This is a genomic window from Streptomyces sp. ICBB 8177 (assembly GCF_003144095.1).
Taxonomy (GTDB): Bacteria; Actinomycetota; Actinomycetes; order Streptomycetales; family Streptomycetaceae; genus Streptantibioticus_D.
On sequence record NZ_NSKH01000003.1, the window covers coordinates 134,086 to 148,703 of the forward strand.

Annotated in this window: 11 protein-coding genes; 7 read left to right on the forward strand and 4 right to left on the reverse strand. The window is 73.3% G+C overall.

Going from position 1 to position 14,618, the window contains the following annotated elements; all coding sequences use genetic code 11:
- Window positions 1–85: 85 nt before the first annotated feature.
- Both pip and CK485_RS29360 read right to left on the reverse strand, forming a co-directional pair.
- Window positions 86–1,045: a prolyl aminopeptidase gene (gene pip, locus CK485_RS03565; protein WP_109446825.1), complete on the reverse strand. Its 960-nt coding sequence runs from the start codon at window positions 1,043–1,045 to the stop codon at window positions 86–88.
- A 203-nt stretch (window positions 1,046–1,248) separates the two neighbouring features.
- A complete protein-coding gene (locus CK485_RS29360; protein ID WP_241968104.1) occupies window positions 1,249–2,172 on the reverse strand; it encodes a hypothetical protein in 924 nt (307 codons plus the stop codon).
- 747 nt (window positions 2,173–2,919) lie between these two features.
- On the opposite strand from CK485_RS29360, the gene mtnA reads away from it, so the two are divergent.
- The 7 genes from mtnA (at window position 2,920) to CK485_RS03605 (ending at window position 12,531) form a co-directional block, all read left to right on the forward strand.
- Window positions 2,920–4,035: an S-methyl-5-thioribose-1-phosphate isomerase gene (gene mtnA / locus CK485_RS03575; protein ID WP_109446829.1), complete on the forward strand. Its 1,116-nt coding sequence runs from the start codon at window positions 2,920–2,922 to the stop codon at window positions 4,033–4,035.
- A gap of 242 nt (window positions 4,036–4,277) precedes the next feature.
- Entirely contained in the window at window positions 4,278–4,955 is a 678-nt protein-coding gene (gene mtrA / locus CK485_RS03580; RefSeq protein ID WP_109446831.1) for a two-component system response regulator MtrA, read from the forward strand.
- Between the two features lie 31 nt (window positions 4,956–4,986).
- Window positions 4,987–7,269, forward strand: a complete 2,283-nt coding sequence (mtrB, locus tag CK485_RS03585; RefSeq protein ID WP_241968105.1) for an MtrAB system histidine kinase MtrB — start codon at window positions 4,987–4,989, stop codon at window positions 7,267–7,269.
- Window positions 7,270–7,364: 95 nt separating this feature from the next.
- Window positions 7,365–9,215, forward strand: a complete 1,851-nt coding sequence (locus tag CK485_RS03590; protein WP_241968106.1) for an LpqB family beta-propeller domain-containing protein — start codon at window positions 7,365–7,367, stop codon at window positions 9,213–9,215.
- Window positions 9,216–9,494: 279 nt separating this feature from the next.
- Window positions 9,495–10,352 carry a phosphoribosyltransferase family protein gene (locus tag CK485_RS03595; RefSeq protein ID WP_109446833.1) on the forward strand — a complete coding sequence of 286 codons (858 nt, stop codon included), beginning with the start codon at window positions 9,495–9,497 and terminating at the stop codon, window positions 10,350–10,352.
- 394 nt (window positions 10,353–10,746) lie between these two features.
- Window positions 10,747–11,463 (forward strand): ribosome-associated translation inhibitor RaiA, encoded by a 717-nt coding sequence (gene raiA, locus CK485_RS03600; protein ID WP_199239218.1) that lies wholly within the window; start codon window positions 10,747–10,749, stop codon window positions 11,461–11,463.
- Between the two features lie 357 nt (window positions 11,464–11,820).
- Window positions 11,821–12,531: a response regulator transcription factor gene (locus tag CK485_RS03605; protein ID WP_342673458.1), complete on the forward strand. Its 711-nt coding sequence runs from the start codon at window positions 11,821–11,823 to the stop codon at window positions 12,529–12,531.
- 177 nt (window positions 12,532–12,708) lie between these two features.
- Here the strand turns inward: CK485_RS03605 and CK485_RS03610 are convergent, their stop codons facing one another.
- Both CK485_RS03610 and CK485_RS03615 read right to left on the reverse strand, forming a co-directional pair.
- Entirely contained in the window at window positions 12,709–13,893 is a 1,185-nt protein-coding gene (locus CK485_RS03610; RefSeq protein ID WP_199239219.1) for a crosslink repair DNA glycosylase YcaQ family protein, read from the reverse strand.
- A gap of 115 nt (window positions 13,894–14,008) precedes the next feature.
- Window positions 14,009–14,596 carry a GNAT family N-acetyltransferase gene (locus tag CK485_RS03615; RefSeq protein ID WP_109446841.1) on the reverse strand — a complete coding sequence of 196 codons (588 nt, stop codon included), beginning with the start codon at window positions 14,594–14,596 and terminating at the stop codon, window positions 14,009–14,011.
- Window positions 14,597–14,618 lie beyond the last annotated feature (22 nt).

The window sequence follows — 14,618 nt, forward strand, 5'->3', positions numbered from 1 at the left end:
GCGGTAGCGGACGCCACCGTGACGCCCCTCAACTCCCTTCGTTTCGCCGGACGTTCAGACGGCGAAAGCGCCTACAGCCTTGCGGTCAGCGGTTCTTGAACTCCTCCAGCGCTGCCCTGACCACGCGCTTCATCGCCTCACTGCCGACGTGCCCGGAGTCGTCGAAGTTGTGGAGCCGTGCGTCCGGCCATGCCTTGGCCAACTTCCAGGCCGTTTGCGGTGGGCCGCCCATGTCGTGTCGGCCGTGGACCAGGACGCCGGGGATTCCGGCGAGCTTGTGGGCGTTGCGAAGGATCTGGTCCTTCTCCAACCACGCGCCGTTGCTGAAGATGTGGGAGCAGATCCGTACGAACGCGATCCGTGCGTCGCCCTCGCGGTCGCTGTACATGCCGGGGGTGCCATTGGGCTCGTTCGAGATGACCGCGTCCTCCCAGGCGAGCCAGTCGGCGGCGGCCTTCTCGCGGATCGCGCGGTCGGGGTTCTCCATCAGGCGTGCGTATGCGGGCAGAAGGTCGCCGTCGCGTTCGTCCTCCGGGACGCCGTCGCGGAACCGGTCCCAGGCCTCCGGATAGAAGCGACCCGCGCCCCGGTAGAGCCAGTCGAGTTCAGCGGGGCTGCTCGTCGTCACCGCCTGGATGACGATCTCGGTGACCCGCTCGGGGTGCTGCTGGGCGTAGGCGAGACCGAGCGTGGAGCCCCAGGAGGCGCCGTTCACCAGCCACTTGTCGATGCCGAGGTGCTCGCGCAGCCGCTCCATGTCGTCGATGAGGTGCTGCGTGGTGTTGAGGCTCATGTCCGCCGCGGGGTCGGCGGCGTGCGGGGTGCTGCGTCCGCAGTTGCGCTGGTCGAAGCGGATGAGGCGGTAGCGCTCGGGGTCCCAGGCTCGCGTCGGTCGTTGCGCGGTACCGCTGCCCGGGCCGCCGTGGACGTGCACCGCGGGCTTGCCGGCCGGGTTGCCGAGCTGCTCGTAGTAGACGCGGTTGCCGTCCCCGGTGTCGAGGAAGCCGTGATCGTAGGGGTAGGTGGGCTGGTAGAGGTCGACCATGACCAGCGAGCCTAGACCGCGGCCCCGCGCCGGCTCACGTGGTTTTGTCTCAACCTGCCGTCAAGCCAAGGGCGTTGTGCCAAGGGCGCGGTGTGCCGCCCCGGCCTGCCCTCCCACTGAACGAGACGGAGGCCGGGGCGCGGTCCACCTGCCGAAGCCTGACACGACTGACGAAGCTGACGCGGGCTGACGAGGTCGTTCCGTCACGCGGCGGGCCGGGCCGGCGTGGCCGCCCGGATCAGTTCGATGTCCAGGGACTCCTTGCGGATGCGCTGGTCGAGGTAGAGCAGGACGCTGATGCCCGCGCTGAAGGGGAACGTCAGCGTCGCACCGACGACCGTTCCGATACCGGTGATGATCAGATACGGCCAGCCCGTCGTGCCGCCGCCACTCGCGACGGTCGCGGCCATCGTGAACGGGATTCCGATGATCGAGGTGACCACGAGCGTCAGGAGTCCGGCCAGCAACTGCACGCCGAAGACCCGCCACCACGTGCCGCGCACCAACCTGAACGAGCGGGCGATCGAGGTGAGGACGCCCTGGCGCTCCAGCATCAGCGCGGGCGACGCCAGGGACAGGCTGACCCACAGCCACACCACGACGACGATGCCGACCAGGGAGCCGAGGGCGATGAAGCCGGTGCCCGCGTCCCCGTTGCCGAGCAGGGCGACCGCGGTGCCGGGGGCGACGGACACCACAAGGACCGCGACCGCGATCAGCGGCAGCAGCAACGTCAGTCCCAGCAGTCGCGGCACCTGGGGGCGCGCGTCGCGCCACGCCTCGTTCACGCCGGCCGTGCGGCCGAGGACGGCGCGGCTGACGATCATCGTGAGCATCGCGGTGGCGACGATCTGGCCGAGGAGGCTGATCACGGAGGCCAGAAGGCCGCCGGCGAGGGTGTCGCCGACGGTGTGCAGCACGTCGTGCAGCGTCGGGTTCGGTGTGGAGCGCAACGCGTCAAGGCCGCCGCCGTGATCGAAGAAGAGCCCGTTGACCAGCGTGGACGCGGTGACGGTCAGGAGCGCGACGACGAGCGAGATACCGAAGACCGTGCGCCAGTGGGTCCGCATGGTGGAGATCGCGCCGTCGAAGATCTCGCCGACGACCAGCGGCCGCAGCGGGATCACGCCCGGCTTCGGCGCCTGCGGTGCGTGTTGCCAGGGCGGAACAGGGCCGGGGCCCTGCGCGGACACGCCGCCCCAGCCCCAGCCCTGCGGCGGCGGCGTGCCCCAGCCGCCGTTGCCGTACCCGGGCGGCGGCGGGGTGTGGCCGGGAGCAGGCGGGGGCGGAGGCGGCGGTACAGCGCCGGAGGGCCGGCCCGAAGGCGCCCCGGCCCCGGGGCCGTTCCACTGGGCGGGAGGAGGCTGGTTCGGCGACCAGTTGGGCGGTACTGGGGGCACGGGGGACGCGTCGGCCTGTTCTGGTTGGTGGGCCTGTTCGGCCTGTTCCGCCTTGCCGGCCTGGTGAGGCTGACCCGCCTGATCGGAGTGGCCAGTCTGCCCAGCCTGATCGGACTGATCCGCCTGATCGGACTGCCCACCCTGATCGGGCCGACCGGGCTGGTCCGGCACGCCGGGCTGGTTCGGCCCGCCCGGCCGGTCTGGCTGGTCCGCCGCGGGCGGGGTCCGGGTCGGAGTCGTCGTGGGGTCCGACGAGTCGGCGGGAGTGGATCCGGGCGAAGCCCAGCCCGCAGAGTCGTTCATCGATGCTCCTTCGTGGCGGCGCCTCTCGCCGCGGCGCGTCAGGACCGTCCGTCCGCGGCCCTCGGGTGGCCGTCGGTCCGCGGCCATCGTGTCATGGGGCCCTTCGCGCCGTGTCGGGCCGCCCGCTCCCGGGCATTCTGCCGACGGGGTGCGACAGGGCAGACTGGGCGAATGGATGATCAGTCCGTCACACCCCAGGCCAACGATCAGGTCCGCGGCGTCCCGGCTCCGTTCGCCGCGCTGCGCTGGGAGGAGCCGCCCGAAGGACCGGAGGGCGCCGTCCTCGTACTGCTCGACCAGACCCGGCTGCCCGCCGAAGAGGTGGAGCTGGTCTGCACGGATGTCCAGGCGCTCGTCGCGGCGATCAGCACGCTCGCCGTACGGGGCGCGCCACTGCTGGGTCTCGCGGGGGCGTACGGCGTCGCGCTGGCGGCCGTACGCGGCTACGACGTGGACGAGGCCGCCGAGCTGCTGGCCGCCGCCCGCCCCACGGCGGTCAACCTGAGTCGCGGCGTACGCCGGGCGCACGGCGCGTACCGTGCCGCGCTGTCGGCCGGGTCGGACGTGTCCGCGGCGGCCGCCGTCGCGCTGTCCGAGGCCCGCGCCCTGCACGCCGAGGACGCCCGCGCGAGCGAGAGCATGGCGGCGCACGGCCTTGCCCTGCTGGAACGGCTCGTCCCGGGCGGCGGCTACCGCGTGCTGACGCACTGCAACACCGGTGCGCTGGTCTCCGGGGGCCGGGGCACCGCGTTCGGCGTCGCGCTCGCCGCGCACCGGGAGGGCAGGCTGCGGCGGCTGTGGGTGGACGAGACGCGTCCGCTGCTGCAGGGCGCCCGGCTCACGGCGTACGAGGCGGCCCGCGCCGAGATGCCGTACACGCTGCTGGCCGACAACGCCGCCGGCTCGCTGTTCGCGGCGGGCGAGGTGGACGCCGTACTTGTCGGGGCGGACCGCATCGCCGCCGACGGCTCGACGGCGAACAAGGTGGGCACCTATCCGCTGGCGGTGCTCGCCCGGCACCACGGGGTCCCGTTCGTGGTGGTCGCGCCGACGACCACGGTGGACCCGGCGACGCCGGACGGCGCGTCCATCGAGGTCGAGCAGCGCCCGGGCCACGAGGTCACCGAGCTGCCCGGGGCGGCCGGCCCCGCCGCCCCGCTGGGCACGCAGGCGTACAACCCCGCCTTCGACGTCACCCCGCCCGACCTGATCACGGCGGTCGTCACGGAGACCGGCGTGGCGTCCCCGGTCGACGCGGCGTCGATCGCGGCCCTCGTCGCGAGCTGATTCGCGGCCCTGGCCGTGAACCGAGAACGGGTGCCCGTACGTCAGCGGCGGCGCCGGATCGTACCGGCGCCGCCGCGAGGCAGCAGGGGGCGTACCGGCGACGCCGTAAAGGCGACACCCTTCTGCTGCCCGCGCCACCGCACGTAGGTGACTGATTACGGACATAGCCGCACGTCATCGCAGGCCAGTGACCTGGATCACCCGGCCGCACATAACGGATGGGTAAATGGGATGATGTCTCTATGAAGGGACGCGTCCTTGTCGTCGACGACGACACCGCACTGGCAGAGATGCTCGGCATCGTGCTGCGTGGAGAAGGTTTTGAGCCGTCGTTCGTGTCGGACGGGGACAAGGCTCTCGCCGCCTTCCGCGAGACCAAACCCGACCTGGTCCTGCTGGACCTGATGCTCCCGGGACGTGACGGCATCGACGTCTGCCGGCAGATCCGGGCCGAGTCCGGGGTGCCGATCGTCATGCTCACCGCCAAGAGCGACACCGTCGACGTGGTCGTGGGCCTGGAGTCGGGCGCCGACGACTACGTGATCAAGCCGTTCAAGCCCAAGGAGCTGGTGGCCCGGGTGCGGGCGCGGCTGCGCAGGGCCGAGGAGCCGACGCCCGAGCAGCTGACCATCGGCGACCTGGTCATCGACGTCGCGGGACATTCGGTCAAGCGGGACGGCCAGCCGATCGCGCTGACCCCGCTGGAGTTCGACCTGCTGGTCGCGCTCGCCCGCAAGCCCTGGCAGGTCTTCACCCGCGAGGTGCTGCTCGAACAGGTCTGGGGCTACCGCCACGCGGCGGACACCCGCCTGGTCAACGTGCACGTGCAGCGGCTGCGTTCCAAGGTCGAACGGGACCCGGAGCGCCCGGAGATCGTCGTGACCGTGCGCGGCGTCGGCTACAAGGCCGGGCCGGGCTGAGCACGGCATGCCCGCGAGCAGGGGCCCCCGTATGACCGGGCCCGGGTACGAGAGCGGTCCGGTGCCGCCCGAGGAGCACCGCGACGGCGCGCTGCCGCGTTCCCTGACGGCTGAGCGCGGCGCGGCGGCGGAACCGGTGGAAGGCGGCCAGGGCGCACTGCCCGGCGCGCGACGGGAGGCCTCAGGGCCCGCCACGGCGCCTGACGCCGGCGCGCAAGACGGTCGGCCCGCCGCTCCCTCCGGGCCGCCGGAGACCCGGCACACCGACCCCCTGCTCGGTCTGCTGCCCGTCCTGCGGGCCGCCTGGCGGTGGGCGCGCCGACCGCTGCTGCCCGCCGCCCGGCTGTGGCGGCGCAACATCCAGCTGCGCGTCGTCGCCACGACACTGCTGATGTCGATGGGCGTCGTCCTGCTGCTCGGCATCGTCGTGATCGGCACCGTGCGCAACGGGCTGCTGGACGCCAAGACCAAGGCGGCGCAGGGCCAGGCGCTGGGCGGCTTCAGCGTCGCCCAGGCGCAGGCGACGGCCGCGGACGACCCGGGCGCCGCCGAGGACGGATCGTCCTCCGCCGCTGCCGGCGCGGCCGGTGCGAACGGCTCCGGGCACGCCACGGTCGACCCCGGCACCTGGCTGACCAACCTCGTCCAGCAGCTCGCCAGCGGCGGCCAGGGCGTGTTCTACGTGGTCGCGCTCAGTTCCGACGCCGACCAGCAGCCGTACCAGTCGGACAGCCCCAGCACCCGCGGCCCGCGCGCGTCCGGTGACGTGCTGCCCGAGGAGAGCGTGCCGATGGCGCTGCGCAACGAGGTCGCGCAGCAGGGCGGCGTCTACCAGCGGGACACCAGCATCATCCGCGAGGGTGATTCGGGCGGTCAGCCCGGCCTGGTCATCGGCAAGCGGCTCACCGATTCGAGCGGTAAGTCGTACGAGCTGTACTACCTCTTCCCGTTCACCCAGGAGGAGAAGACCCTCAGCCTGGTCGAGACGACCCTCGCGACCGCGGGGGTGTTCGTCGTCGCGCTGCTCGGCGCGATCGCGTGGCTGGTGGTGCGGCAGGTGGTCACGCCGGTGCGGATGGCGGCCGGGATCTCCGAGCGGCTGGCGGACGGCGTGCTCCAGGAGCGGATGAAGGTCTCCGGCGAGGACGACATCGCGCGGCTCGGCGAGTCGTTCAACAAGATGGCGCAGACCCTCCAGACCAAGATCATGCAGCTGGAGGAGCTGTCGCGGATGCAGCGGCGGTTCGTCTCAGACGTCTCGCACGAACTGCGCACGCCGCTGACGACCGTACGGATGGCGGCCGAGGTCATCCACGACAGCCGCGAGGACTTCGATCCGATCACCGCGCGCTCCGCGGAACTGCTGCAGAGCCAGGTGGAACGGTTCGAGTCGCTGCTGTCCGACCTGCTGGAGATCAGCCGCTTCGACGCGGGCGCGGCGGCCCTGGAGGCCGAGCCGATAGACCTGCGCGAGGTGGTGCGCCGGGTGGTCGACGCCGCGGAGCCGCTGGCCGAGCGCAAGGGCAGCCGGGTGCTGGTGCGCGGCGACGAGCAGCCCGTGGTCGCCGAGGCGGACGCCCGCCGCGTCGAGCGCGTCCTGCGCAACCTCGTGGTCAACGCGGTCGAGCACGGCGAGGGACGCGACGTGGTGGTCCGGCTGGCGACGGCCTCCGGCGCGGTCGCGGTCGCGGTGCGCGACTACGGCGTCGGGCTCAAGCCCGGCGAGGCGACCCGCGTCTTCAACCGCTTCTGGCGGGCTGACCCGGCCCGCGCCAGGACCACCGGCGGCACCGGCCTCGGTCTGTCGATCGCGGTGGAGGACGCCCGGCTGCACGGCGGCTGGTTGCAGGCGTGGGGCGAGCCGGGCGGCGGTTCGCAGTTCCGGCTGACGCTGCCGCGTACGGCGGGCGAGGCGCTGCGCGGATCGCCGATCCCGCTGGAACCGGAGGACTCGCGCCGCCAGCGCAGGGTCAGGGCGCAGGCGTCGGCGAAGGCCTCTGCGGCGCCGGCGGCGCCCGCGCTGCCGTCGGCGCGTTCGCCGATACCGCGGATGCCGATGAGCCCGCCGAGGCCGCCCGCCGCCGATCCGGCCGCGCTGCCGGGCAGCGGCGCGCGGGTGGTGGGCACACGGGCGCAGGACGCGCCCGCGCCGCAGGAGCCGGACGCGCGGGACGACGACACCGCCCGCGGTGACGCCGCGAGCAGGCACGCCCTGGGCGGTGACGACGTACGGCCCGGGGGCCCGGCGGCGTCCGCTCGGGCGGGCACCGTACAGTCGCAGACCCGGCGGCAAGGACGACCGGGCAGCAGCTGAGCGGTTCCGGCGGCTGAGCGGCGCGCAGGACCGGCCGGGACCCACCGGGCCCGGACGGCACGGGCGCCGCCGGGCCCGCAGGAGCCGGGGGAGGGATGGACGCGATGCCGCACACCAGGGGTGGCGTACGCGGGGCGGGCCGTGGTCCCGCGCCGCGCCGCCGCGCGCTCGCCAAGGCGGGCGCGCTGCTGGCCTGCGCCGCGCTGCTGACCGGCTGCGCGTCGATGCCCGACAGCAGTGACGTGACGAAGGTGGGCGACGAGACGCGCACCGACTCCGATCCGCAGGTGCGGGTCTTCGGCGTGCAGCCGCAGAAGAACGAGCAGCCGATGCAGATCGTCAGCGGCTTCCTGGAGGCGGTGACCAGCGACGAGGCGGACTACCAGACCGCCCGCAAGTACCTGACGGGACCGGCCGCCCACTGGGACCCCTTCAGCCAGATCACCGTGGTCTCCGGCGGACCCCGGTTGACGGTGCAGCACAACGACGCCGACCGCCTGGAGAACGGCACCACCATCGCGTTGACGGCCGACCAGGTCGCCGTGGTGGACCGCAAGCACTCCTACACGCCGGTTTCCGCCACCTACCGCACGAGTTTCCATCTGACGCAGGTGGGCGGCGAGTGGCGGATCGACGCGTTGCCGGACGGGCTGGTGCTCGGCGATTCCGACTTCCAGCGCATCTACCACTCCGTCAACATGTACTACTACGCGCAGCTCGGCACGGACGCGGAGGGCCTGGCCAAGGACGTGCTGGTGGCGGACCCGGTGTACGTGCGGCGGCGGATAGACCCCGTCACCTCGTCGGTGCAGGCGCTGCTGTCGGGACCGAGCACCTGGCTGCAGCCGGTGGTCGCCTCCGCGTTCCCCGCCGGCACGACGCTGAAGGGGCAGAACCTCGCGCTGGACGACTCCGGCAGGCTGCGGGTGCCGCTGAGCAGCGCCGCGGAGCACGCCTCCCGTCCGAGTTGCGAACGCATGGCGGCGCAACTGCTGTTCACCGTTCAGGACCAGTCGACCGCTCAGGTGTCGTCGGTGGACGTGGAGCGCGCCGACGGCTCCTCGCTGTGCTCGATGAGCCGCGACCGCGCGCAGGCGTACGCCCCTGCCAGGGTGACCGGCAGCGGCAGCGAGCAGTACTTCGTCGACGACGACCACCGCCTGGAGAGCGTCGACCCGGGGGGCGGCACCCCGCAGCCGGTCGTGGGCCCGTTCGGCAAGGAGCAGGCCAGGCTGGAGTCGGTGGCGGTCTCCCGCGACGAGCAGACCGCGGCGGGCGTGTCCACGGACGGCCGGACGCTGTCCGTTGCGCCGCTCAACGCCTCCGGCACGCCGAAGCAGGTGGCCACCAGCGCGGCGCACTCCACCGACGAGGGCTTCACGGCGCCGAGTTGGGACGGCCTGGGCGACCTGTGGGTGGCCGACCGCGACCCCGGCGATCCCCGCCTGCTGATGTGGCAGGACGGCCGGACCACCGAGGTGTCGGTGCCGGACCTGTCGAACGGCACGATCGAGGCGGTGAAGGTCGCGGCGGACGGCGTGCGCATCGCCCTGCTGGTCAGCCGCGGCGGGCACACCACGCTGCAACTCGGGCGCGTCGAGCGCACCGGCACGGCCGCCGCACCGCAGGTCTCGGTCACCGAACTGCGCGACATCGCACCGCAGTTGGAGGATGTGCAGGCCGCGTCGTGGGCGGGGGAGAGCAGGCTGGTCGTGGTCGGCAAGCAGTCGCGCGGAGTGCAGCAGTTGCAGTACGTCGACACCGACGGCTCGGCCGCGTTCACCCCGACGCTGCCCGGCATCAGCAAGGTCTCGGCGGTCGCGGCCTTCGAGGATCAGACGCGTCCTCTGCTGGTCGCCTCCGACGAGGGCATGTTCCGGCTGCCGGAGGACGGCGAGTGGAGGCTGGTCTCCCAGGACGGGATGTCGCCGGTCTACCCGGGCTGAGGCGGACGGCCTGATCGGGCGGGGCAGCGAGGGCCGGCTCGGAGGAGGGACCGACGGCCCGGTCATGGCGGGGCAGGGCGGGCCGGCTCGGAGGAGGGCTGCGTGGGCCCGCTTGTGAGGGGCCGCGGTGGCGCGGGGACGGGCTCGCGGTGCCGAGGCGGACGCGATCCTGGCCTTCTGACCTGCCGTGATCCCATCGCCCGTGAGGCTGCGCAGAGTTGTCCACAGGCGTTGTCCACAGGGCTGGTGGCGTCGGGCGCGAGTCGGCACAGTGGAGCCATGAAAGGGATGTGGCGGGAGCTGGCGGACCTGGTGCTCCCGGTCGACTGCGCGGGGTGCGGCCGGGCCGGCGGCGGCACGCTGTGTGAGGGGTGCGACGGACGGCTGACCGGCGCGGGGGCGGCCCGCCGGGTCAGACCGGACCCCGAGCCGCCCGGGCTCCCCGAGGTGTACGCCGCCGGGGCGTACGAGGACACGGTGCGCTCCGCGCTGCTGGCCCACAAGGAGCGCGGTGCCCTGCGGCTGGCCGGGCCGCTGGGGGACGCCCTGGCGCGTGCGGTGCGGGCGGCGTGCGGGGCGGGTGCCGCGGTCGGCGGTGGTGCCGGGGCCGGGAGCCCGGTCGGCGCCGGGCCGCCCGGGCCGCCCGGGACGGACGCGCCGTTGCTGCTGGTCCCGGTGCCGTCGTCGCGGCGGGCGGTGGCGGCCCGGGGACACGATCCCGCGCGGCGGATCGCGTTGCGGGCGGCGCGGGCGCTGCGTGGGGGAGGGGTGCCCGCGCGGGTGCTGGCGGTGCTGCGGCAGCGGCGGCCGGTCGCCGACCAGACGGGGCTGTCCGCGGCCGGGCGGATGGCCAACCTCACCGGTGCCCTGGGCACCGTCGCGGGCGGCGAACGGCTGCTGGCGCACGGCCCCGTTGTGGTGGTCGACGACCTGATGACCACCGGTGCCTCGCTGGCCGAGGCGTCCAGGGCGGTCCGTGCGGCCGGCGGTGCGGTGTGCGGCGCGGCGGTGATCGCGGTTCCGCCGCGGGCCTGGGAGGCGCCGCAGCCGGTGCGGGTGTGCGCGGGAGGGGCGTGGGCAGGCGAACGATCGCCCTACCCGGCGGTACGGCGGAGGATGAGGGACGGAGGCGGTTGACGGTGGACGTGAGGCGCCACGGGGCGCGGGGAGACGGTGCCGGAACCGATCGCGGACGCGCTTCGTTCCTGCTGGTGCAGGGTGCCGTTCACTCGAACGGAGGTATAGCACCGCAGGGGGTGCCGACCATCACCCCAGGGGGATATGTTCGGGTATGAGAAGCGCGGACGCTTTGTCGCAACCCCGTCGTATCCCGGTGTTGTCCGGCGGTCCCCCGGGCGTTTCCCTCGGGATCCCGGGGATTCCGTGAATCGCGTGGGGTGTTGATCTTCCCCTTGGGGGAGGAGGAGGTGAAAGCCGCGACCCCGCCGCTCCGGAGGCGTCCGGAGCCCGCGGATGCAGCTGTGAACGCAGTGCCGGACGGGACCGGTGCCCGCCGGCCTTAGCGCAAGGGATGTGCCCCGCGCGCCGGGGCGATCCGGGAACGGAGTTCTGCGTGGACATCGTCGTCAAGGGCCGTAAGACCGAAGTGCCCGAGCGGTTCCGCAAGCACGTCGCGGAGAAGTTGAACCTGGAGAAGATCCAGAAGCTGGACGGCAAGGTCATCAGCCTCGATGTGGAACTCTCCAAGGAGCACAACCCGCGTCTCGCCGACCGTTCCGACCGGGTGGAGATCACGCTGCGCTCCCGGGGTCCGGTGGTCCGGGCCGAGGCGTCCGCGGGTGACCCGTACGCGGCGCTGGACGCGGCGACCAGCAAGCTGGACGCACAACTGCGCAAGCACGCCGACAAGCGGCACATGGCGCGACGCGGCGGGCGTACCGCGGTCAGCGTCGCCGCCTACACCGCGCCGCTCGCCACGCCCGCCGAGGAGGACGGTTCCGCGGGGGTGGGCGAGGTGCCCACCACGAAGGTGGGGCCGCTCGACGTCCAGGGCGAGGGGCCGCTGGTGGTCCGCGAGAAGACGCACGCCGCCTCCCCGATGACCCTCGACCAGGCGCTCTACGAGATGGAGCTGGTCGGGCACGACTTCTACCTCTTCGTCGACTCGGAGCGGAACCAGCCGAGCGTCGTCTACCGGCGGCACGGCTACGACTACGGCGTCATCTACCTCAAGGAGGACCCGTCCGCCGAGCCGCCCTCGGGCGCCGGCGGCATGCTGCACCGGTGAGCCGCCGGTGATCCGACGCACGCGGTGCCCCCGGCGAGCGGCCGGGGGCACCGCCGTTCCCGGGCGCAGACGGCGGCGCGTGGTGCTCGGCGCATGGTGCTCGGCGCGGGGGGCGCGCGGAGCGGGAAGTGCGCCGTTGGCGGCCGTCAACCGGCTGCCCGGCGCTGCCGCGGAATCGCCGGTGCGCGGCCCGGGCATGAAATCATGATGAGAGTCAACCGCCGGGCAGCGCAGCCGCGTTGACTCGTCACCGTGCATGCGTGCGTGCGATGCGGTGGGGACCGGCTCGAGGGAGGGGAACCGATGCCGGACAGCTTCGATTCGACGGCCGTCGGTGCCGTGGGCGCCGTCGATGCCATCGGCACCGACGAGTGCCCGGACGGACCGGGGGCGGGCGCGCGGCGCAGCGAGCCCATCAGGGTCCTGGTCGTCGACGACCACGCGCTCTTCCGGCGCGGGCTGGAGATCGTGCTGGCGGCTGAGGAGGACATCCAGGTCGTCGGTGAGGCCGGAGATGGCGCGGAGGCCGTCGACAAGGCCGCTGACCTGCTGCCCGACATCGTTCTCATGGACGTGCGGATGCCGCGTCGTGGCGGGATCGAGGCGTGCACGTCCATCAAGGAGGTGGCCCCGAGCGCGAAGATCATCATGCTGACGATCAGCGACGAGGAGGCCGACCTCTACGAGGCGATCAAGGCCGGCGCCACGGGTTACCTGCTCAAGGAGATCTCCACCGATGAGGTCTCGACCGCCATCCGCGCGGTCGCCGACGGCCAGTCGCAGATCAGTCCCTCGATGGCGTCCAAGCTGCTCACCGAGTTCAAGTCGATGATCCAGCGCACCGACGAGCGACGTCTCGTCCCGGCCCCCCGGCTCACCGACCGGGAGCTGGAGGTGCTCAAGCTGGTCGCGACCGGCATGAACAACCGTGACATCGCCAAGGAGCTGTTCATCAGCGAGAACACCGTCAAGAACCACGTGCGCAACATCCTGGAGAAGCTCCAGCTGCACTCCCGGATGGAAGCGGTGGTCTACGCGATGCGGGAGAAGATACTGGAGATCCGCTGAGCCGGGCGCCCGCCCCGCCGCCCCCTCCAGCTCCACCAGCCGCTGCGCCCCGCCGCCTCCGGTTGCCCGCGTGGCCGCCTTCGGCCGCCCCGCTCCCCGCATCACCTCCGCGATCGGACTTCCCGCGGCAGATTTCGGCCAACCGCGGGCCGTCCCCACCGCCCCCGGCCTCCGTGGTCAGGACCGTCCCAGCTCCGTGATCAGGGCCTCCCTCAACCGCGTGTCGTCCACCCGCTCGACGCGCACCGCGTCGCACCCCACCCACTCGGCGGCCTCGCGCAGCGCACGGGCCATGGGCCCGACCGCTTGGGGACCCGCCATCGACGCCTGCCGCGCGACGAGCGTGCCGCCCTCGCGGGCCGGGTCGACGCGGCCGAGCAGCCTGCCGCCCGACAGCAGCGGCATCGCGAAGTACCCGTGGATCCGCTTGGGCTTCGGCACGTACGCCTCCAGGCGATGCGTGAAACCGAAGATCCGCTCCGTGCGGGCGCGGTCCCACACCAGGGAGTCGAACGGGGACAGCAGCGTCGTGCGGTGACGGCCGCGCGGCGCCTCCTCCAACGCCGCTGGGTCGGCCCACGCGGGCCTGCCCCAGCCCCGCACCTCGACCGGCACCAGCCCCGAGTCGGCGACCACCGCGTCGACCTGGGCGCCGGTGAGCCGGTGGTAGTCGGCGAGGTCGGCGCGGGTGGCCACCCCCAGCGAGCGTCCGGCCAGCGTCACCAGCCGCCGCACGCACTCGGTGTCGTCCAGGTCGTCGTGCAGGAGCGCGTCCGGCACGGCGCGCTCGGCGAGGTCGTAGACCCGCTTCCAGCCGCGCCGCCGGGTGCACACCACGTCGCCGGTGTCCAGCAGCCACTCGACCGCGATCTTCGTCTCCGACCAGTCCCACCAGGGCCCGCCGTTCTTGGCGCCGCCCAACTCCGTGGAGGTGAGCGGGCCTTCGGCGGTCAGGCGCTCCAGGACCGCGGCGCACGAGCGGTCGGCGTCGGCCATCACGTGCCAGCGGCGGCCGCGGGCCCGGCGGGCGCGGCGCCGGAACGCGAAGTGCGGCCATTCCTCGATCGGCAGCACGCACGCGGCGTGAGACCAGTACTCGAAAGCGTGATTCCCGCTCCAGTACGCCTGTTCCACCGCGTCACGGCCCACGGCGCCGAGACGGGCGTACGGGATCAGCTCGTGCGAGCGGGCCAGCACCGAGATCGTGTCGAGCTGCACCGCGCCGAGGGAACGCAGCACGCCGCGCACCCCGGCCCGCCGGTCGGGCGCCCCGAGCAGGCCTTGCGCGCGCAGCGCGACCCGGCGGGCCTCGTCGGCGGACAACTCGGTGCGCGGGGGCGGCAGCGTCGGCGTCGTCGTCATGGCCCTCAGCCTAGGAGCCGCCACTGACAACGCCGGGCCGCGGCAAGGCCGCACGCCGGCCGCTCCGGGCCGTCCGTCACCCCTCCAGTCGTCCCGCCCCACCGCACCGGCGCCGTCAGTCCCGTTCGTACGGCAGGTACGCGGTCGCCGACGGCAGGCCCAGGTCGGACGGCAGGAGAGCGGCGATCCATATGTCGCGGCGGGTGCCGCCGTGCAGGGTCTTGGCGCGCTGGGTGCCCTCCATGCGGAAGCCCGTCCTGAGCGCCACCGCGCGGGACGCGGCGTTGCCCGCCTCCGCGTGCCACTCCAGGCGTTCCACGCCCAGGTCCGTGAAGGCCCAGCGGGCCACCGCCCGGGCCGCCTCCACGGTGTAGCCGCGACCGCGCTGCTCCTTGGCCGTCCAGTAGCCCAGCTCCGCCTGGCGTTCCGGAGCCCGCAGCAACGCCAGCCGCACCAGTCCCATCGACCCCACGAGCTCGCCGCCGGCGCGGGTGAAGACCCCGAAGTTCAGCAGTGACTCGTCCTGCCAGCCACGCCGGGAGGTGGCGACGAAGGCGTCGGCGTCGGCACGGGAGTAAGGGGAGGGCACCGTGGTCCAGCGGGGGATCTCCGGGTCCTGGCAGGCCAGGTGGAGCGCGTCGGCGTCGGCGGGGCCGAGGGGGCGCAGCAGCAGTCGTTCGGTGGTGAGCGTTACCGGTTCCATCCAGGAAGTATTCCTGAGCGCC